Below are 19,962 nucleotides of genomic sequence, written 5' to 3'. Positions count from 1 at the left end.
AGCTCGTTCTAGAAAGATATTGACAAGATTGAACCCTAGCGCATCAGAAGAGTCATGACTTCAGGGCGTTCCGATAGTGCTGAGGCGAATTTCCAGTCGTTTTCTTGAACACCTTGGTGAAATATTTCATATCTGGATAGCCCACCATTTCGGCGATCTGCGAGATTTTGAGACAAGGACTCGATAAAAATTGCTTGGCCTTAGCGATTCGGATTTGCTCTAAATAATCCGATACGTTCACGCCGAAATCCTGTTTAAAACGCCGTGAGATATGCTCGCGACTAAAATGGAACGTATTCGAAAGATGCATGAGCGACAATTCGTTAAAATAGTGCGTTTGGATGTATTTCTGAATGTCTGTCATTACGTTGCTGTCTTGCGCGCTTTCAAGTACATAAATACGGTCGTTTGCCTTTTGAACATTGCGCTGATGCAGCGCGGCTTTCGCCTCAAGATAAGCCTGCTGAACTTCATGGTGGAACTTTTTCTCCGTGCCGATTCCGAAGTCGAATCTGGCGCCTAGGGATTTGAACAAGCTATGATTGATCTCCTCGATGATTTTCTCCGCATGGTCCAGCTTATTCCAGTGCAGGAGCACGATCTCATCCTCGCTTGACCAATAACGGAAGGCAAACCCGGACATGGACTTTCGCAGAATTTCATTGCACACATTGGTGAGCGCGAAGAAGAGCAGGTCGTGATGCTTCCCAAACTCATGTTGGATGCGCTCGTCAATCGTCGTTAGGCTGAGTATGGAGCATCTGCACGAGGCCATGTCCCCGAAGGACGAGAACTCTCGTTTGATTTCGGATATTTGCTTGTGGTTATCGTCCGGGTGCTGGATTAATTGCGTGAACAACTTCTCCCAACATATCGGTTTGAGCTGATTTACCTCAATATTAATGCTGCACTGCAACTTGCGCGAGTCGGCTTCTTGTTTCCAAAGCAGAACGGCCCGCTTGACCGCTGTTTGAATTTCACTCTCGTTGATCGGTTTGAGCAAATAATCCAAACCTCCGGTCTTCATCGAATGCCGTACGAGCCGGAAATCATTATATCCGCTAATCACGATTGTCTTGCTGCAAGGCGCATGTTCCTGGATCCAACTCAGCAGTTCGGTTCCGTCTACGCCGGGCATCATCATATCCGTTATGATAACTTCCGGATGATGCTCCCGAATCATCAGAATGGCCGACTCTCCATCCGTTGCCTCGAATACATCCCGAATGCCGTGCCTTTCCCATTCTACCAACAGCTGTACAGCTTGCCGGACATGTCGTTCGTCATCGATGATGAGCGCCTTGAGACCTTGACTTCTATCGCCATCGGTTTCAATCAAAACGCTGCTTTCATAAGGTGGGGAGCTTATGGCTCTGTCATGGTTGAACTTCTTTTCCACGAGCGGCTGTAGTATCATGTTGATTCCCTCCAAGTTGTCAAGTCTGATGTTTCTTCGAATACTTGATCCCGTTTCGTTAACCAGGCTGCCTTCCCGGCATCAATATATTCTACCTAACCCATCATTGCTATCTGTTTATTTTTTAATATTTAGTTATTAGTATATAATATATATTAACAATATCTTAATTTTCAAGTGAAAAGGAGTGAACATTATGCGCGGAACTCGCACATATAAAGGCCGAACAGGCGAATGGTAACTAGTCCCATCGATCGAAGAACGCTGGATTACCCATACGGAACAGTCTTTTCGTCGATACCTGGGGCTATCAAAACACAATGCAACAGGAGGGCTATATGAGGAGAAGCTTTGGATTCTTGGCCATAAGCGCAGTCCTAACCTTCTCTCTTCAGACGGCAAACGGCAGTATGAAAGAGACGACATCCAACGCCAATCAAGACGCGCCGTCCAGTGCTTCTTCAGTACCGAGCGCAACGCCGAATTCGCTGCAGGCAGAGCGGCTATGATGCAGCAGGGGAACTGGACGCAAGTTAAGCTCGACAGCATAGACAAGGAATTGAATCTCGGGCTTGCGCCGATGCCGATCAATGATGACCCTGCTCTGAATGACAAGATTTTCGTAGACGTGCCGTCCAACTGGGTCGTAAATAAGCACTCGAGCATGAAACAGGAGGCGAAAGACTTCCTGAACTGGATGGTCACTTCCGAAACGGGCAGACGTTATATCGTCGAAGAGTTTATGTTTATTCCGGCTCTAGCTACCATTCCGTTCATTCCCGATCAACTGGGAGATATCGGCTAGCGCTGTTTACGAATATAGTAAAGCAGGCAAAACCCTGCCATGGGCTTGGTATAGAATGCCGGACGGCGCCACGCAGGAATTCGGATCATCCATTCAGGCGTATATTGCGGGCAAGCTGACAAAGGACGAGCTGTTGGAGTCGTTTGATGCGGCGAGAATAGAGTAATGCACGAAGTGGTTGTTCATAATGCTTCATGGAGGACATGTTTAATGAGATTAACGTTATCGATCGAAACCGATACGGTATCGCGTTCCGGTACTGCCTGCTATTATCATTAGGAAATTTATTGCATGAAAGTCAGCAGGCTTGGATATCGGAAGAGGATTGAAGGAGGAACACTGAAATGTTGGAAACCATCGAGAAGCAAGAAGAGTTCGCACGGCAGACAAAAGAGGTAAACGTCGTCCTGAATCATCTATCGAAGCCGGAGGTCCAAGAGGCGTTGACGGTTCTGGTTACGAACTTGCCAAAACTCGCCGAGATGACGACGTTGCTAACCAAGACCTACGATTTGGCCAAACAGGCCGCTGGCGACCGCGTACTGGTTCAGGACACGCTGGGCGCCATCATGGAAGTTATGAAGCCTATCGAGGAGAATGTGAAGCATTACGCGTCGGCTGCGATTGAAGCCCGCGGCCGGGCGGAGAAAGACGATTCCACGATCGGCCTGTTTGGTATGCTGGGACTGCTCAAAGATCCGGAGTTTCAGCGGGTGCTTCGCTTCGGTCAAGCGTACTTGAACATCCTTGGCGATAGAAGGAAACAGGAATAGGAGGATGAGAACAGTCATGAGCAAACACATTATTATTCTTGGCGCTGGTTACGGCGGACTTCTCAGTGCGCTATCCGCTCGCGAGTACTTCTCGGTGGAGGAAGCAAAGATTACAGTGATTAGCCAGTACGAATCTCACCAAATCATTACTGAGCTTCATCGTCTGGCGGTGGGCAACGTCACCGAGAAAGCCGTTTCTTTGCCGCTCGCCAGTCTCTTTAAAGGCAAAGATATCAACCTGCACATCGGTATGGTGACCGCGGTAGATCCGGAAGGCCATAAAGTCGTTTTGGCCGATGGAATGGCCTACGCATACGACGCGCTCGTGCTTGCGCTCGGAAGCGAATCGAACTTCTTCGGCGTCCCGGGTCTACAGGAGAATAGCTTCACGCTGAAGTCCGTCGCGGACGCGAACAGGATTTTCGCTCACGTTCATAATAAAATCGCCGCGTATGCAAAATTGAGCAACAAAGCGGATGCAACCTTCGTAGTCGGCGGCGGCGGCTTAACTGGGGTTGAACTCGTTGGCGAGCTAGCGGACGAGCTCCCGGGCATTTGCCGCGCGCACGGAGTCGACTTTGGGGACGTATCCTTGTACCTCGTCGAATCCAAGCCGTTTATTCTCTCGTCGTTCTCCCAGGACCTGATCGGGCGCGCGACGAAGAGCCTTAAAGCGCGCGGCGTTCGATTTCTGACAGGGCTCACGATTACGGCGGTGGACGGTTCGACGGTCACGCTGAAAGACGGCCGTACGATCGAAACGAGCACGCTCCTATGGGCCGGCGGCGTAAAGGGCAACTCAATCGTGGCAAACTGCGGAATCGAAGTAAGCCACGGACGCGCGACGGTCAACGAGTTTCTTCAGTCCGTCTCGCACCCGGACGTATTCCTTGCCGGCGACTGCGCCGTCGTCATCGGGCCAGATGGCCGCCCGTATCCGCCAACCGCCCAGCTATCTTGGCAAATGGGCGAACGCGTCGGCGGCAATCTGTTCGCCCACTTCAAAGACGCTAGAATGGCGGCATTCAAACCCGTCAATTCCGGTTCGCTCGCCAGCTTGGGCCGAAAGGACGGCATCGGCTGGATCGGTGAGAGCGGTATTGAACTGAAAGGCATGCCGGCGACGCTGATGAAAAAAGCGAGCGACGTGCGGTATTTGGCGCATATCGACGGGTTGTCGCTGCTGGCTTACTAAGCCGGTCGGCTATTGTGAATAACCACCCCCCGGTCCTCTAACCGGGGGTTTCTTTAACGGCAGGCTTTCTGGCATGGTTGTTTATTTCATTCCCATGAGGGAATAAAGATTAAGAAAGAAATAATTCCGTGAATAGTTTACTAGATTTTGTTACGATGATTTCATGCAACGATGCGGAAGAGACGGGATCGGGCGTAAACCTCGAATGGACATTCAGTAACGTTGTTACTTTACTCATTGAATATGTACATGGAGGAGAACCAATCAATGCCGCAAGAAATAAAAGGGCAAGGGATACAGTCATTGGAGGTAGGGCTGGCGATCTTAAAAAAGATAGCTGCGGAAAAAAGACCTCTGACGATAACGCATATTGCTGAGATTTGCGAAATGCCGAAGAGCAAAGTACATCATTATTTAACGAGCTTCTGCAGATCCGGATTTCTAATCAAAGGCGAGGACCTTAAGTATACGCTCGGATCGGAACTGGTATTATTAGGCCTCGAAGCAGTCGATGCCATGGATATTAGCGAAGTGGCGGTGCCCTACCTAAAAGAAATTAGCGATGCGGTCAATGAAACGGTGTATTTGTCGCTTTGGGGACTGAATGGTCCGTTTTTTGTCCGAAGCATCGAAAGCAAACGTGCCATAAACATAGGCATTCGCGTGGGATCGCAAGTAAGCGTAACGAAGTCTTCTTCGGGGAAAGTGTTCGCTGCCTTTTTACGAAACGAAGAAACAGCGGCCTTAATCAAAAGGGAACTAGAACAGAATCAGATGGAGCCGGAGTCGTTCGAGCAAGATATTCGGGAAATTCAAGAAAAAGGATATGCGCGAAGCGATTCAACTATTGCTCCCGGAATAGCAGGAATTTCATGTCCTGTGTTTAATAGAAAAAATCAAATTGTTGCTACCGTGACGATCCTCGCTTTGAGCGGGACAATGGACACATCCGAGAATGCCGTAACGGTCCGTTCGCTGAAAGAGAATTGTTTGAAGTTGTCTATTGCGATGGGTTTTAAAGGATAGTACGAGGTTGAGGGCCAATTCGGCCCTTTTTTTTTGTGCGGATAAACGGAGTCGGAGCAACCGGTCACGCCCTTGCGTACCTATAACCTTATCAATATTTTACTTTAAGGAGCTAATATATTGTACCGAAAAAAGCGGGGATTTCTTCTATACTGGGGGTGCCGGTAAAAGAGAAGAAAGGAGGTGCTCCGATGTCGAACATAATTCCAATGATCGCCAAGTGGCTGAACTGGATCGGAATCGCAGCAGGTATCGTAGGTTTGTTCTATGCATCCGAATGGCTGGGCAGTATGGCTGTTATTCTCGGAGTGATTTGCTTGGTGGCCCCTAACAAGAGGCTGGCATGGATTTCGATCAGTCTTGGTGTAATTGCGCTTATCATCCCTAACATTTGATAAGTAAGCTCGGTATGAAAGACCACGAACAGACTAGACTAGGAGGAAACTGAAATGAAAATTGTAATTATTGGCGGGACCGGATTTATTGGAACTAAGCTCGTGAACATCCTTCGCGGACTCGGCCACGAGGTCATCGCGGCTTCGCCTTCCCTGGGCGTCAATACCATTACCGGTGAAGGGGTGATCGAAGCGCTGAGCGGCGCGCAGGTTGTCGTGGACGTGTCGAACTCCCCGTCCTACGAGGACAAGGCGGTGCTTGAGTTCTTCGAGACGTCGACCCGCAACCTGCTTGCGTCAGGAGCGGCCACCGGCGTGAAGCATCATATCGTCTTGTCGATCATAGGCACCGATCGGCTTCCGGAGAACGGATATTTCCGCGCAAAGCTCGCCCAAGAGAAGCAGATCGCCGCTTCGGGGATTCCTTATACCATCCTCCGCGCATCGCAATTCTTCGAGTTCATTGATGGCATCGCCAATTCGTTTACGGAGGGGAACTTGGTCCGAGTACCGTCGGCCTCCGTACAATTCCTCGCCGGGGATGACGTCGCCTCCGCCCTTGTCGATTGTGCACTCGGCGCACCGGACAACGGCATCGAAGAGCTGGCTGGTCCGGAACGTTTGCGCTTTGACGAGCTCATCCGCCTCTATCTAAGTGCGAAGGCGGACATTCGCCAAGTGATAACGGATGATAACGTACGCTACTTTGGGGCATTGCTGGACGACCGTTCGCTTATCCCCGACGACCATTTGAAGCTTCGCATCGCCCAAACAAGATTCGAAGATTGGCTTCACAACCTTTCGCTGCGGGGAAAATAGACCTGCACGGCATGATTATGATACGGACGAATGAAATGGAGGATATCAACATGACCCAAACAGCAGGAATTCACCACATCACATCATTTGTCCGCTCTCCTCAACTGAATGTCAAGTTTTACTCCGGCGTGCTGGATCTTCGTCTCGTGAAGAAAACCATTAATTTCGATGCACCGGAAGTGTATCATCTTTATTATGAAGTCGGCAGCCCAGGGACAACCATGACGTTCTTCCCCTCCAAAGAAGCCCATCGCGGCCGAGTAGGAGGAGGCCAAGTGGGTTATACGACTTTTGCCGTTCCTATGGGAGCGTTGGGATTTTGGGAAGAACGCCTAGCAAGCAAGAGGGTTGAGTATGAGCGTAGGCAACGCTTTAATGAAACTTATTTGCAATTTACGGATCCTGACGGCTTGCAGCTGGAGATTGTGGAGAGAGAAGCGGGGGCTTGGAGTAATTGGTCGTTCGGAGGCGTACCTTGCGATAAAGCGATCAAAGGTTTAGGCGGGGCAATCCTGTACAGCGTCGATCCGGAACAAACGCAGAGGACGCTGCGGCACATCGTCGGCTTGGAAAAAGTCGATCGAGATGGCGGACTGGTTCGTTATCGTGCTCATGGCGATATTGGAAACATCATCGATATCAATGCCGAGCCCATGCTATGGGGAGAAAGAGGCGCCGGAACCGTTCATCATATCGCTTGGAGGGCCCGGAATGACGAGGATCATACGATGTGGCGCGAACAGATCATCAATCATGGTTTCAATGCGACATCCATTATTAACCAACAGTGTTTTAACGCCATTTATTTTCGTGAACATGGCGGAATCCTATTCGAAGTTGCCACCGACGTGCCGGATATCGTAACGAATGAACCTTCTGAAAATCCCATGGACAAGCATCAGCTTCCTCCTTGGTCGGTAGTCCATCGCGAAGTTATCGAGGGTAACCTCATGCCTATATAAGTGCGCATCTGGAAGGAAAACAAGAACTCGTTCTACCCTATTATCGCTTGTTGGAGAAGAGAAAACATGAACAATTACGATGAAGAAGTCGTCTTGCTTTTGCAGGATAAAGTCCGTCTGATTCCATCCGGAAGAACATCCATTTACCTGGTAGGACCCATTAAAATGCCGATCAATCTGCAAGGAAAAGTGGTCGATTTTACGTGGTATTCCTGGTTGAAGGGCGAAGAAACGATGGGAAATATCACGTGCATGATAGACAGATTGTCACGCGCCAATTTAGCCGAATTACAACAATCGAGCGTACTGGTCTATGGCGATATTCAACATGCCGAGCAATCCTTGATTCGCTTCCACTCCATTTGTCACACCGGGGATATATTCGGAAGCAAACGCTGCGACTGCGGATATCAGCTGAAGCAGTCGATGGCGCAAATAGTCGATCACGGCCATGGTGCGTTATTTTATTTGGCCAATCATGAAGGCAGAGGTATTGGATTGTTCAGTAAAGCCATTGCCTACATTTTGCAGGAAAATGGCTATGATACCGTGGATGCGAACCTTAAGCTTGGATTTGTCGATGATGCACGCGATTACGGCGATGCGATTGAGGTGCTTAAAACATTTCGAACAAAGCCGGTTACATTGATTACCAACAACCCGAGAAAATTAGAAGCCTTGCTCAAGGCGGGCATGTCCATAAGGGGCCGCGTTCCGCTGTGGGGAGACGTATCCGAATATAATGAAAAATATTTAAAAACCAAAATGGAGCGATCCGGTCACCTTAATTCTAGAGGAGACCACAAAGGCTTATTCACTCTAAATTGATCGAAATCAATTCTAAATGAAACTCTAAGGATGCTGCTACGAATGGATCACGAATTTTATATGAGACTGGCGTTGGAGAATGCGATGGCTATGAAAGGTCAGACAGATCCCAACCCGCTTGTCGGCTCCGTAATTGTGAAATGGAATCGAATTGTAGGTGTAGGGGTCCATATGAAAGCAGGCGAACCCCACGCTGAAATTCATGCGATCCATATGGCTGGAGATCATGCCCGGGGAGCGACAATTTACGTCACGCTTGAGCCTTGTTCCCATTACGGCCAAACGGGTCCATGCGCTATGGCTATTATAGAAGCCGGCATAAAGGAAGTTGTGATTGCGACGTTGGATCCTAATCCGCTTGTGTCGGGAAAGGGAGTACAACGTCTGAGAGACGCCGGCATAGACGTGATAATCGGAGTTTGCGAGAATGAATCCCGCAAGATGAATGAAGTGTTCAACAAATTTATCGTTCATCAGATCCCGTTCGTCACGCTAAAGTCCGCAATCACGATGGATGGCAAGATCGCGAGCTTCTCGGCAGATAGTAAATGGATTACATCCCATCAGGCCAGGGAGGACGTCCACTTGCTGCGAAATCAAAACGCCGCGATATTGGTCGGTGTCAATACTGTAATCTTAGATGATCCGCAGCTGACAACAAGATTACCGAACGGGAGAAATCCCGTTCGCGTTATATTGGATTCGACGCTGCGCTTACCGTTGAAATCAAAGGTTGTCGTCGACGGCCAAGCCCCGACGTGGGTGTTTACGACAAAGTCTCATGACCCCGAAAAGAGGAAAGCGCTGAACGAAGCAGGCGTCCACGTAATGGTGACCGAGCATCCCAGCAAGGTAAATCCGTCCGAAGTTCTGCAGTTGTTGGGCGAGCGGCATATCGCTTCTCTATTAATAGAGGGAGGCAGCGAGATCAACAGCTCATTCGTTGAGCGCAGGCTCGTCGATAAAGTTGTTCTTTATATGGCTCCTAAATTAATCGGCGGTCGAAATGCACCGATGTTTCTAGCAGGAACGGGGATTGAGAAAATGAGAGACGCGATTGACCTATCGGATGCAAGTGTTCATTCATTAGGTAACGATTTCAAATTTACCGGTTATCCGGTGTATGTTAAGGGATAGCATGAATTAAAATAGCTGCAACGGGCAATAACAGTGGAATAAATTGACAGGGTAAGTTGAGTGTGCTAAAGTTGCTTTAATTTAAAATGAAAAGGCTATGATGAGAAATAGTAGGTATTAGGGATCTCACAGAGAGAAGATGGTTGGTGCGAATCTTCAGTGATCTAATAGTGAAGCAGTCTCGGAGCTGTGAACCGAACAGAGAAATCTTAGTAGGCTTCAACGGAGTTCCACCGTTACTCAGGAAACAATATCGGAGATATCCCGTATTGATAGAGTGCAGAGAAATCTGAATTTAGGTGGTAACACGGACATAATAGTTCGCCCTAAGTTGACAAGAAATATGTCAGCTTAGGGCTTTTTTGCTTTTATTTCTATTGGTTTGGATTTTTCCATAATAAATAACAATTCAAATGGAGGTATTGAGCATGGTGAAAATGACACCGGATGAGTTAAGAAGATCATATCTTGCTTTTATGAAAGGAATAGGGGCTAGCCAAGTGCCCTCTTCCAGCTTGTTACCAGAAAATGATCCCTCAACGTTATTTACAGGAAGTGGAATGCAGCCTATGGTTCCCTATTTATTGGGGGAAAAGCATCCTATAGGCAATGAGATTATTAATATTCAGAAGTGTTTAAGGACAGTGGATATTGATGAAGTAGGAGATACGTCGCATCTGACATTTTTTGAAATGATAGGTCGATGGGAATTTAAAGCAAATGAAAATAACTATAAGAAAAAGCAAATCGATGCTATTTGGAATTGGCATATTATCGAATTAGGAATTGATCCTGGCCGGCTGTATATCAGTGCTTTTATAGGAAGTGATGATTTGAATATACAGAAAGATACGGAAGCCATTCAAATCTGGTCAGAAAAATTTAAATCAGTTGGGATCGAACCGATCATCGAAGATGATCCCTATCAATATGGGGCATCTAGAGGTGGAAAAATATTCTTATACGATGAAAAAGAAAATTGGTGGAGCCGAGCCGGAAGTCCATTGGATATGCCTGTCGGTGAACCGGGTGGGCCTGATAGTGAGATGTTCTATGATCTTGAACCAGACGGTGATCCACTGGATCATCCAGCTTCTGAAAGTGAGAGGTTTCTAGAAATTGGGAACAACGTATTTATGTGTTACAAAAAAGAAGGCACAGGATTTGTAAAAATGCAAAATCCAAATATTGATTATGGAGGCGGATTAGAAAGGGTTGCAACTGCCCTTAATGGTGACAAGGATATTTATAATACGGCTTTCTTCCTTAACCCTAAGAATAAATTGATGGAGTTAAGTGGTAAACAATATACGGAAGATTTAAAGTCGTTTAGAATCATACTTGATCATGTGAGAGCGGCTACTTTTCTAATTAATGATGGTGCGGAGCCAGCTAATAGTGATGCAGGGTATATAACAAGAAGGTTATTAAGAAGAGCGATCCGTGCAGGTAAAAAAATCGGTATACAAGGAAGTTTTGTAGGTGAGTTGTCTGAAGTTTATATAGATGAAGCAACGGCTTATGAAGATTTGATCGGGAATAAACAGAAAGTGATCGAAATCGTAAATAAGGAAGAGAATCTTTTCTATAGAACGTTACTGCAAGGAGAAGTTGAAATACAAAAACATCTTAAGAATAAGGGTAAAGTTACAGGCGCAGATGCCTTTTATTTTTACGAAACATATGGGTTTCCCTTGGAGTTGACGGAAGAGTTCCTAACAGAAAGTGGATACAGCATGGAGGACAAGGCGTCTTATATAGAGGCGGCAAAGAAACATGCTGAAAAGAGCAGAACTGCTTCTGCGGGTAAATTTAAAGGCGGATTAGCGGAACATTCAACAGAAACAACAGCGCTGCACACGGTATCTCATTTATTACTTGCTGGTTTAAGGGAAGTTTTGGGTAATCATGTTCATCAACAAGGAAGTAATATTACTTCAGAACGATTACGGTTTGACTTCAACCATGATGAAAAACTTACACCAGAGCAAATAGCTGAGGTGGAAAAGTATGTGAATGATGCGATTTCGTCAAAAGCAGTTACCTCTATTTCAGAGCTGCCTAAAATGGAAGCGAAAGAAAGTAATGTTGAAGGGAATTTTTGGGATAAGTATCCGGATATCGTCAAGGTGTATACAATCAAAGATAACGAAGGAAAAGTTTGGAGTCGAGAAGTATGTGGAGGACCTCATGTAGAAGATACAACAAACTTAGGAAAGTTCAATATTAAGAAAGAGCAATCTTCTGCTGCCGGAGTTAGAAGGATTAAAGGCGTAATTAATAAAAGTCCCGAGGAATAATTACTCGGGACTTTTATTTCATCTAATGAAGGAGCCGCTATTTGCTACTAATGATTTTAGGCACGTGCTGTTCAGGACTTATGAATCTCCCTGAACTGCACCGGCGTCATCCCCTCCATCTCCCGAAAACATTTGCTGAAATAGCTCGTCTGCGAGAAGCCGGTTTGGAGCGCGATCAGCTTAATCGATAAGCTGGTCGAAGCAAGCAGCCGCTTCGCTTGTAAAATCCGGGATTCCAGCAGAAAATCGGAGAAGGACATGCCGAATGTGCGATTAAACCTCCGGCTGAAATAATGCGGGCTGTATCCGGCTATGGATGCAGCCTGTTCGAGCGTGAAGGGCTGGCTGCAATGGGAGCGCACATAATTGGCTGCCGCACGGATCTTGTCCGTCGCCTGATGAACAGATACGTTCAGCTGACTGGCCGTCGTCTGAATTCTCGTAAGCAGCTCGTATAACGTTCCGGCCGCCGCATATTCGTCATCCACCTCATACGTTCTGCCCAGCTCCAGCAGCTTCTCGATTAACGGCTCGATCGGCGCAGGATCGGACAGGTCAAACAGCCACGGTTCATCCAATCCCTTCCCATCGAGCAATTCCTCCAGCCTGATTCCGAAAAAATGAACCCATCGGATATCCCAAGGGGTAGCAGCGTCTGAATGATAGCTTTGTCTCAGCCCGGGACCGTAGAGAAAGCCTTGGCCTCTGGTCAACTCATAGGACATGCTGTCCGTATGCAAATAGCCTTTGCCGCCCAAAACAATGTGCAGGTTGTAATAGCGATCGAGATTGTTTTCCTTCGTCGCATACTCGCGGTTGACGGCGTGCTCGGGGAAATCGCTGTAACCGCCGACAAAATCGGGGAAGCAGCTATGTCTCGGGAAAATCGGCTTCGGCAGGAAGATATGCTCTTTCACAGGCGATCTGAAACCTCCTTTAACGCAATATTTTCACATATCGATTATTAATTAGAGAATTTACAGGAAGATGCAACACATTGTATGACAATATATTAATACAGTTCGCATCTTTTTGTCATATCGTTCTACCTGGCACGTCGACTAGAATGGAAGGAGTTACGAGATCTGTTAGGGGGATGCTGGCATGGGACAATCGATCCAAATGAACGAATTAACGTTAGGGGTCTGTTATTATCCGGAGCATTGGCCGGAGGAACTGTGGGAAGATGATTTCCGGCGCATGCGGGAAATGAATATTACGGTTATTCGTTTGGCAGAGTTCGCATGGGCGATGATGGAACGCGAAGAAGGCGTGTTTGATTTCAGCTTCTTCAACCGGGTGATGGACCTTGCGCATCAATATGGCTTGAAGGTCATTCTCGGCACGCCGACAGCAACGCCGCCGGCATGGTTGACGCATAAATACCCGGAAGTGCTGAATGCCAAGATAGACGGAACGCCAATCAAGCACGGCATGCGCCGCCACTACAACTATTCGAGTCCTAAGTATCGGGAGCTGTGTGAGCGAATTACGCGCGAAATGGTGAGTGCTTACAAGGATCACCCTTCTATTATCGGCTGGCAGCTGGATAACGAGTTCAATTGCGAGAAGAACGTCTTCTACGCCGAGGCTGATCATGCTGCTTTCCGTGTATGGCTGAAGGAGAAGTACGGTACGCTTGATGAGCTGAACAAGGCTTGGGGAACGGTGTTCTGGAGCCAAACCTATACGGACTGGGAGCAGCTGCATCTCTCGCAGACCGAATCGCCCAATCCGCATTTGGCGCTGGATGAGAAACGATTTATTAGCGATAATGTCATCTCGTTTGCCAAGCTGCAAGCCGACATCATCCGCGAACTGGCGCCACAGCACTGGGTCACGACGAACGGATTGTTCGGCCATCTGAACAACCACGAGATGACGGACCAGCTGCTCGATTTCTTCTCGTACGATTCGTACCCGCAGTTTAGCACGGTCTTCTACAACGGGAATGAGGATAAGCCGATGCTGGACCGTCAATGGAGCATCAATCTGACGAATGTGAGGTCCATCTCGCCGAACTTCTGCGTCATGGAGCAGCAGTCCGGACCCGGCGGCTGGTATGACCGGATTGAGATGGGTACGCCTAGACCCGGTCAAATTCGGTTATGGTCGTACCAGTCGGTTCTTCACGGAACGGATCTTCTCGTCTATTTTCGCTGGCGGACGGCGACATTCGGCACCGAGATTTACTGGCATGGCATCAATGATTACCACAATCAGCCGAATCGGAGAGTCCGTGAAGTGGCGCAGGTCGGCAGTGAATTCGCGAAGATCGGCACTCTGATCGCGGGAACGACTTATCAAGCAGAAATCGCTTATTTGCAAGATTACGATAACAACTGGGATGCGGAGATGGACGTCATGCATGGTCCTCTGCAGTGGCAGAGCATGCGCTCCTGGTTCAAGCAGCTGCACTATCGGCATATTCCGATTGACTCGCTATTCTTGCGTAACGATACGAGACTAGAGGAGCTGACCAAGTATAAAATCATCGTTTATCCGCATGCGGCTATTATGACGGATGATACGGCGGCGTTGTTGACGCAGTACGTGGAGCAGGGCGGCAAGCTGTTCTTCGGCGCTCGAACCGGCTACAAGGATAAGCGCGGCCAGTGCTACATGCGGCCTTTCCCGGGTCCGGTTGCCGAGCTGTGCGGCATCAACGTCGAAGATTTCACGCTAGTGAAAGGGCTGGTGAAAGCGGCTGCTTTGAGTTGGGAAGAGCGTCTGCCTGGAGGGACTGCAACGGTAGGCTTTAACGAGGTTATTAGTGTGCTAAATCCCGAGGCGCAAGTTGTAGCCCGCTATTCCTCGGAGTATTACAAAGGCGAGCCGGCCTTAACCCGCCGCTCTGTCGGCGACGGCCAAGTCTGGTACTATGGCTCCGCCTACAGCGAGCCGGTTGTGGATGCCATCATCGATGAGCTAAGATTATCGTCGCTTATTGATGCGCCGGCTGAAGTTGAATTCGGTATTCGAGCATCCAAGGATGCTTCAGCTTCGTATGCATTCCTGTTGAACTATTCCGAGCAGCCGGCGACCGTTCAGGTGAAGCAGTCTGCGAAGGACCTTCTTACAGGCGCAATGATCGACGGTACTGTCGAGCTGCCCGGTTATGGCGTTACGATATTGGAGCTGCTGTAATAAGGAGTCCCCGCGGAATTGTTTGAGAAGGGAAACATTCTAAGGTAAACAAGAAAGAGGCAAGCATCGGATCGCTGATGCTTGCCTTTTTTGCTTTGTCTCATTTCCACCGCCTGAATCGTTTACTTAGAAGGACAAAAAATTAAACATAAACAACACGATTTCTTTTATTGTGCGGTGGAATCGCGATGGTATAATCGACTAGCACATGATTAGCATGCCATATTCCCGCTATAACGAAGGAGACCCGAATGATCAAGCGGCTGTTTATCAACCGGAGCATACGTACCAAACTCGTCATGAGCAGCGTGGTCATCTCCCTTATCCCCATGCTCTTCCTATCTTTCCTATTCTACAGGTCAAGTTCGCTGTCGCTGGAGCGCACCATGGTCAGGAGCGCCGATCAGAACGCCGAATATCTGTCCAATTACTTGGATCAATTCTTCCGCGGCTTCTCTTCGTCTGCCTTGCAGGTCTATGGCTTCAACCAATTGGTCAATCTGATGCGCTTTGGTGCGAATAACAACAATGCGGATTTCTTTCAAACCAAGGATGCGCTCGACAGCTACTATCGCCTCGTTCAAAGCAAGAATAAAGATGTGATCAAGATCATGATGTACGGTCAGGACAATCAGCTGAGGGATTCATGGTCGAGAGCGGCCAGCTACGAATCGATTCGGTTCGACGATTCCGTCCCCCATGCTGATGAAATATTGGATTTGCCGTTTCAGCATGCCCTGATGTTCACCTATTTGGACAAGGAGCAGGGGGAGCGGTTTTTCGTGTATGCCATCACGATCTATGACCCTTTCTATCGAAATAAATACGGGACTTTAGTGTTCTATACGAAAATGAGAGATTTCGTGAAACAAATCGAAACCTATAATCGATCCCCGAACAATATTGTCCTTCAGAACGATAAAGGCGAAACCTTCTATCGCACGAACGATCAATTCAGTGACGCAGTTCAAACCTACTTTCGCTCCGATAACTTTGCCTCTTACGGCAAGCGCGAGCTTCAATTCACGGACCACCGTCAGGCTTTGATCAGCACGTCTTCACTTGATAATGGCAACGTCGGGCTTACGCTCCTATACTCGAGCAGCGAGCTCGCGCAGAACCGTAAAAATACGCTGTGGCTGACGGTCGGAGCTCTTGCCCTCGTGATGCTCATTATTGCGTTATTCTCATCGATGGCGCAGCAGTTTATAACGAGGCCGGTACAGTCGCTAAGCAAGGCCATGCGGGCTGTCCGTAAAGGGGATTTCCATGTCACACTGAAGCCGAGCCCTTGGCGCGACGATCTGTCCGAATTGACAAGAAACTTTAATTTCATGACCAACAAGATTCAAGAATTGATCGAGCAGGAGTATCAGCTGCTCATTCGTAACAAGGAAGCGCAAATCATGGCGCTGCAAATGCAAATCAACCCGCATTTTCTATACAATACTCTCCAAACGATCGGTGGCAAAGCCGTATTGGTCGGGGAATATGACATCCATGAAATGTGCAGGGCGCTTGGTGATCTGTTCCGTTACAATTTCTACGAAGGGAACAGCGAGTCTACAATCGGCCTGGAAATGGTGCACCTGAAGAATTATCTGTATATTCAGCAGCTTCGTTTCGAAGAATCGCTCGTGACCGAATTCGATGTGGAGCATGCGCTGCTAGAGTGCAGCGTCATTCGCTTCGTCCTTCAACCGATTGTAGAGAACGCAATTGTTCATGTACTGGGCAAAACGCAGGATAGACAGCTTCATCTGCAAATAACAGCGATGCAGCAGTCGGATCGGGTCATCATTAAGGTGCGGGATAACGGCCCAGGTATAGACGCCCAGCAATTGGCGGGGCTTAGAGCGGTTCTGGAGCATAGAAACACCGAAGTATTCAGCGGCATATCGATCGGCTTGAAGAACGTAAACGAGAGAATTCGCATGTACTACGGAACCGAATACGGGCTCAGAATCGAAAGCAGCGAAGGTGAGGGCACGGAAGTTATGGTAACGATTCCCTACAGGAATAGAGGTATGCAGCATGTATAAGGTGATGGTAGTGGACGATGAGCAGTGGAGCCGTAAATCAATCAGTAGAATGATCAGTGAGCTTGCGCTGGACGTCGAGGTCATCGCGGAAGCGAGGAACGGTGAAGAGGCGCTTGCGCTGATCCCGATTCGACGCCCCCATATCGTTGTGACCGACATGCATATGCCGGTATTGGATGGCCAACAATTCTTGGAAGCGCTTCATGATCGGTTCGGCGACATCAAGGTCATCGTCATTAGCGGGTATTCGCAGTTTGAATATATGAGGGCGGCTGTCACGTACCAAGCATGCGAATATGTACTAAAGCCGGTTTCCGTTACGGATCTTGAGCATGCCTTCCAGAAGGCGATTGAAGCCTGCAACACGTATATGAGCATTCAACAGCAGAAGCGGTTCAATCAGGAGGCACGGCATCTCAAGCGGGAGACCTTTCTGCAAACTGTTACAAGCCATCGGATTACGAATACGGCGGATATTCAGCGGGAGGCAGGAGAGCTCGGTATAGCCGTGGACGGCGGTTATCGGGTGGCTGTGTGCATGTTCAGGCAGTTCAACGAGGTGTCCCGAACCAAATTTCACGGTAACGCGGATCTGTTCTTATTCAGTCTGGAAAATATTCTGTACGAAGTGATGCGGGAAGACAAGCTGCATGTCTATAAATCGGATGACCGCACTCGCATATGCCTGCTCTTCCCGGCTGCCTCCTATGATGAACGACAGGCTCGGCAGCTATTGCTAGAATATCATGAAGCTGTTAGCAGAATGCTGCTCGTCGGCGTGGTAGTCGGGCTTAGCCGTGCTTATACAAGGCTCGAAGAGCTGCCTGCCGCTTATCAAGCGGCGAATGATGCGCTCCGCAATAATCGCCTGCTGGAGGAGTCGTTCGCATTCTCATCGGCTGAAAACCCGGGAGCGGTATCGCCGCTAGAGCTGCTGGGCTCCTTTGATCTCAAATCGATGAGGCAAGCGATCGGAGCGAATAATGCGAAAGACTTCAAGCGGCTGTTGAACGATTACGGCCAGAAGGTCGGCAGGCAGCCTACGATTGCGATTCGCCAGATCCAACGAGATTTGAGGCAGATCATAGAGCTGTCGCTTTCGGAATTGAAGGGGATTGAGGCCACCCAGTCCGCGTGGCTTGACGCTGACGAAGCATCCCGAATCTTGGATGTGAAGGAGCTTCAAGCGTTCCTCGATCAGCTCTCGCAAGCCATAGAAGCCTATTGTGCCAGCGCGGGTGAAGCGGAGAACGTTCGCTCGGTTCGCGAAATCGCGCTGTTCCTGGACGAGCATTATTTTGAGGATTTCAGTCTTATCGATGTCGCGACGCGGTTCCATATGGATGCGGCGTATTTGAGCAAGCTGTTCAAAAGCATCACGCGCGAGAACTTCACCGAATATGTCACCCGTAAACGAATGGAGAAGGCTTGCGAGCTGTTGAAAGCGTCCGAAAGCAAAATCAACGAAATATCCGAACTGGTCGGTTATGAGAATCAGCGTTATTTCAGCCAGGTATTCAAGCGGTTCACCGGGCAGACGCCTTCCGAGTATCGGGATGGAGTGATCGGAGCAGCGGAAATCACAAAATATTGAACATGGCAAACACAAATTAATTCATTACGTGAAAAGTAACCGACCGATAAGATAGACTCATGGACGAAACAACGTCCTCAGACAATACACGAAAAGGGGACTGGAACATGAAAAAGAGTTTGGTCGGTCTGAGTGCCATCATCGCGATGCTTTCACTGGCGGCATGCGGTAACGCGAACAATGATGCGTCGAATGCCGCGAATACCTCTTCAAATGCAGCATCGAATACCGCTTCAACGGAGAACACTTCCGAGGGTGCTTCAAACACAGCCGCAAACAACACAGCGTCGTCTAATGCAACGGAAGCGAGCACGGAACCGGTAACGATTTCGTTCATGCACTTCAAGAGCGACGTGACGGACGGCATTCAGAAAATCGTCGATCAATTCGAAGCGGCGAATCCGAACATTAAAGTCGATGTTCAGCCCGTGAAATATGACGACTACTACACGATTCTGAAAACGAAACTGGCTGGCGGAGACATTCTGGACGTGTTCACGCTGAATGCCGGAGCGCAAGCCAAATTGTTTGTAGACGGCGGTTACGTGGAGGATTTGACCGGACAGGAATTCCTGAATAATTTCGATGCGGACGTGCTGACTTCGCAGGCATCGGACGGCAAGAACTATATTATGCCGCTGAACGCCGGACCTATCGCCGTATTCTATAACAAGAATATCTACAATGAATTGAATCTTGAAGTACCGAGAACGTTCGACGACATGATCGAGAATGCAAAGAAGATCAAAGCAGCGGGTAAAACGCCGTTTGCGCTCGGCTGGAAGGATGGCTGGCCGCTCGGCATGTGGATCGGCCGCGATTTGCCGAGCAACACGGCGCTTGCCGTGAACCAGCCGGACTTCTTCGACAAGCTGGAGACGGGCGGAGCCAAATTCGCTGACAATCCTGCGATGCAAACCACGCTTGACCATGCTCAGCAAATATTCGATCTCGGCAACAAGGACCAGCTCGGTCTCGGCTATAACGACGTCGTCGACCTGTTCGCCAAAGGCGATGTCGGCATGATGTACATGGGCACTTGGCCGCTTGCGGATATTCAGAAGAAGAATCCGGACTTGTACAATACCGGCATCGGGTACTTCCCGTATCCGTTCAGCAATGACGAAAGCTTGAACAAATTGGAGTTTAATCCGGATGCGTCGCTTGCGCTCGGAAGCAAATCCCAGCATAAAGAAGCGGCATTGAAATTCCTTGCATTCATGGCGAGCAAAGAAGGCGGAGACGCTTGGGTTAAGAATACGAACACGCTGAGCTACGTAAAAGGCGCAACGACCGACATCGCGCCGGCGTTGAACGATCTAAAGCCTTACTTCGACAACGGTCAGCTGTACAACTCGCAAGCGTATATGGCGAAAACGACGATCGACTGGACCGGTCAGCTCATTCAACATCTCCAAAAAATGTTCTTTAAGAAAGAAACGCCGGAACAAGTCATTACCGCACTGGATGATTGGGTGTCCAAGAACCATAAATAAATGTATCTCAGATGACGGCATAGGCG

17 protein-coding genes and 1 other annotated feature are annotated in these 19,962 nt (G+C 48.6%); of the genes, 15 read left to right on the top strand and 2 right to left on the bottom strand.

Annotated features, from left to right (window positions below; genetic code table 11):
• Positions 1–52 precede the first annotated feature (52 nt).
• Complete coding sequence (locus tag BLW29_RS07090; RefSeq protein WP_090977682.1) at positions 53–1,417, bottom strand: response regulator transcription factor; 1,365 nt, start codon at positions 1,415–1,417, stop codon at positions 53–55.
• 338 nt (positions 1,418–1,755) lie between these two features.
• On the opposite strand from BLW29_RS07090, the gene BLW29_RS31355 reads away from it, so the two are divergent.
• From BLW29_RS31355 to BLW29_RS07040, 11 genes are all read left to right on the top strand, one after another.
• Positions 1,756–1,926, top strand: coding sequence for a hypothetical protein (locus BLW29_RS31355; protein WP_177186514.1), 171 nt, complete (start codon positions 1,756–1,758; stop codon positions 1,924–1,926).
• Positions 1,923–2,222, top strand: a complete 300-nt coding sequence (locus BLW29_RS07085; protein ID WP_090977680.1) for an extracellular solute-binding protein — start codon at positions 1,923–1,925, stop codon at positions 2,220–2,222. Before BLW29_RS31355 ends, BLW29_RS07085 begins: the two co-directional genes overlap by 4 nt.
• Positions 2,223–2,566: 344 nt before the next feature.
• On the top strand, positions 2,567–2,995 hold the full coding sequence (locus BLW29_RS07080) for a DUF1641 domain-containing protein (protein ID WP_090977678.1): 429 nt from the start codon (positions 2,567–2,569) through the stop codon (positions 2,993–2,995).
• A gap of 16 nt (positions 2,996–3,011) precedes the next feature.
• Positions 3,012–4,190 carry an NAD(P)/FAD-dependent oxidoreductase gene (locus tag BLW29_RS07075; protein WP_090977676.1) on the top strand — a complete coding sequence of 393 codons (1,179 nt, stop codon included), beginning with the start codon at positions 3,012–3,014 and terminating at the stop codon, positions 4,188–4,190.
• A gap of 267 nt (positions 4,191–4,457) precedes the next feature.
• Positions 4,458–5,216: an IclR family transcriptional regulator gene (locus tag BLW29_RS07070; RefSeq protein WP_177186513.1), complete on the top strand. Its 759-nt coding sequence runs from the start codon at positions 4,458–4,460 to the stop codon at positions 5,214–5,216.
• A gap of 191 nt (positions 5,217–5,407) precedes the next feature.
• Complete coding sequence (locus tag BLW29_RS07065) at positions 5,408–5,611, top strand: hypothetical protein (RefSeq protein WP_090977672.1); 204 nt, start codon at positions 5,408–5,410, stop codon at positions 5,609–5,611.
• Positions 5,612–5,665: 54 nt separating this feature from the next.
• Positions 5,666–6,430 carry an SDR family oxidoreductase gene (locus BLW29_RS07060; RefSeq protein WP_090977671.1) on the top strand — a complete coding sequence of 255 codons (765 nt, stop codon included), beginning with the start codon at positions 5,666–5,668 and terminating at the stop codon, positions 6,428–6,430.
• Between the two features lie 50 nt (positions 6,431–6,480).
• Entirely contained in the window at positions 6,481–7,392 is a 912-nt protein-coding gene (locus BLW29_RS07055) for a VOC family protein (protein WP_090977668.1), read from the top strand.
• Between the two features lie 66 nt (positions 7,393–7,458).
• Entirely contained in the window at positions 7,459–8,220 is a 762-nt protein-coding gene (locus BLW29_RS07050) for a GTP cyclohydrolase II (protein ID WP_090977667.1), read from the top strand.
• A 42-nt stretch (positions 8,221–8,262) separates the two neighbouring features.
• Entirely contained in the window at positions 8,263–9,357 is a 1,095-nt protein-coding gene (ribD, locus tag BLW29_RS07045; protein WP_256208422.1) for a bifunctional diaminohydroxyphosphoribosylaminopyrimidine deaminase/5-amino-6-(5-phosphoribosylamino)uracil reductase RibD, read from the top strand.
• Positions 9,358–9,445: 88 nt separating this feature from the next.
• Positions 9,446–9,689, top strand: a binding site (T-box leader).
• Between the two features lie 96 nt (positions 9,690–9,785).
• Positions 9,786–11,657, top strand: a complete 1,872-nt coding sequence (locus BLW29_RS07040) for an alanine--tRNA ligase (protein WP_177186512.1) — start codon at positions 9,786–9,788, stop codon at positions 11,655–11,657.
• Positions 11,658–11,728: 71 nt separating this feature from the next.
• Here the strand turns inward: BLW29_RS07040 and BLW29_RS07035 are convergent, their stop codons facing one another.
• Entirely contained in the window at positions 11,729–12,574 is an 846-nt protein-coding gene (locus BLW29_RS07035; RefSeq protein WP_090977665.1) for a helix-turn-helix domain-containing protein, read from the bottom strand.
• A 187-nt stretch (positions 12,575–12,761) separates the two neighbouring features.
• On the opposite strand from BLW29_RS07035, the gene BLW29_RS07030 reads away from it, so the two are divergent.
• The 4 genes from BLW29_RS07030 (at position 12,762) to BLW29_RS07015 (ending at position 19,936) form a co-directional block, all read left to right on the top strand.
• Positions 12,762–14,804, top strand: a complete 2,043-nt coding sequence (locus tag BLW29_RS07030) for a beta-galactosidase (RefSeq protein WP_090977664.1) — start codon at positions 12,762–12,764, stop codon at positions 14,802–14,804.
• Positions 14,805–15,055: 251 nt separating this feature from the next.
• The gene (locus BLW29_RS07025; protein ID WP_090977663.1) at positions 15,056–16,846 is read left to right on the top strand and encodes a sensor histidine kinase; all 1,791 of its coding nucleotides are present in this window, start codon (positions 15,056–15,058) and stop codon (positions 16,844–16,846) included.
• The gene (locus BLW29_RS07020; RefSeq protein WP_090977662.1) at positions 16,839–18,440 is read left to right on the top strand and encodes a helix-turn-helix domain-containing protein; all 1,602 of its coding nucleotides are present in this window, start codon (positions 16,839–16,841) and stop codon (positions 18,438–18,440) included. The genes BLW29_RS07025 and BLW29_RS07020 overlap by 8 nt, the downstream gene beginning before the upstream one ends.
• Before the next feature lie 107 nt (positions 18,441–18,547).
• Complete coding sequence (locus BLW29_RS07015; RefSeq protein WP_090977661.1) at positions 18,548–19,936, top strand: ABC transporter substrate-binding protein; 1,389 nt, start codon at positions 18,548–18,550, stop codon at positions 19,934–19,936.
• Positions 19,937–19,962 lie beyond the last annotated feature (26 nt).

This window comes from Paenibacillus sp. CF384 (assembly GCF_900106745.1).
Lineage (GTDB): Bacteria > Bacillota > Bacilli > Paenibacillales > Paenibacillaceae > Paenibacillus_Z.
This window is presented reverse-complemented; position numbering and strand designations above follow the sequence as displayed.

Excerpts from the sequence above, each read along its gene's own strand:
- BLW29_RS07090 (WP_090977682.1), bottom strand. The coding sequence starts at position 1,417 with ATGATACTACAGCCGCTCGTGGAAAAGAAGTTCAACCATGACAGAGCC.
- BLW29_RS31355 (WP_177186514.1), top strand. The coding sequence starts at position 1,756 with ATGAGGAGAAGCTTTGGATTCTTGGCCATAAGCGCAGTCCTAACCTTC.
- BLW29_RS07085 (WP_090977680.1), top strand. The coding sequence starts at position 1,923 with ATGATGCAGCAGGGGAACTGGACGCAAGTTAAGCTCGACAGCATAGAC.
- BLW29_RS07080 (WP_090977678.1), top strand. The coding sequence starts at position 2,567 with ATGTTGGAAACCATCGAGAAGCAAGAAGAGTTCGCACGGCAGACAAAA.
- BLW29_RS07075 (WP_090977676.1), top strand. The coding sequence starts at position 3,012 with ATGAGCAAACACATTATTATTCTTGGCGCTGGTTACGGCGGACTTCTC.
- BLW29_RS07070 (WP_177186513.1), top strand. The coding sequence starts at position 4,458 with ATGCCGCAAGAAATAAAAGGGCAAGGGATACAGTCATTGGAGGTAGGG.
- BLW29_RS07065 (WP_090977672.1), top strand. The coding sequence starts at position 5,408 with ATGTCGAACATAATTCCAATGATCGCCAAGTGGCTGAACTGGATCGGA.
- BLW29_RS07060 (WP_090977671.1), top strand. The coding sequence starts at position 5,666 with ATGAAAATTGTAATTATTGGCGGGACCGGATTTATTGGAACTAAGCTC.
- BLW29_RS07055 (WP_090977668.1), top strand. The coding sequence starts at position 6,481 with ATGACCCAAACAGCAGGAATTCACCACATCACATCATTTGTCCGCTCT.
- BLW29_RS07050 (WP_090977667.1), top strand. The coding sequence starts at position 7,459 with ATGAACAATTACGATGAAGAAGTCGTCTTGCTTTTGCAGGATAAAGTC.
- ribD (WP_256208422.1), top strand. The coding sequence starts at position 8,263 with ATGGATCACGAATTTTATATGAGACTGGCGTTGGAGAATGCGATGGCT.
- BLW29_RS07040 (WP_177186512.1), top strand. The coding sequence starts at position 9,786 with ATGGTGAAAATGACACCGGATGAGTTAAGAAGATCATATCTTGCTTTT.
- BLW29_RS07030 (WP_090977664.1), top strand. The coding sequence starts at position 12,762 with ATGGGACAATCGATCCAAATGAACGAATTAACGTTAGGGGTCTGTTAT.
- BLW29_RS07025 (WP_090977663.1), top strand. The coding sequence starts at position 15,056 with ATGATCAAGCGGCTGTTTATCAACCGGAGCATACGTACCAAACTCGTC.
- BLW29_RS07020 (WP_090977662.1), top strand. The coding sequence starts at position 16,839 with ATGTATAAGGTGATGGTAGTGGACGATGAGCAGTGGAGCCGTAAATCA.
- BLW29_RS07015 (WP_090977661.1), top strand. The coding sequence starts at position 18,548 with ATGAAAAAGAGTTTGGTCGGTCTGAGTGCCATCATCGCGATGCTTTCA.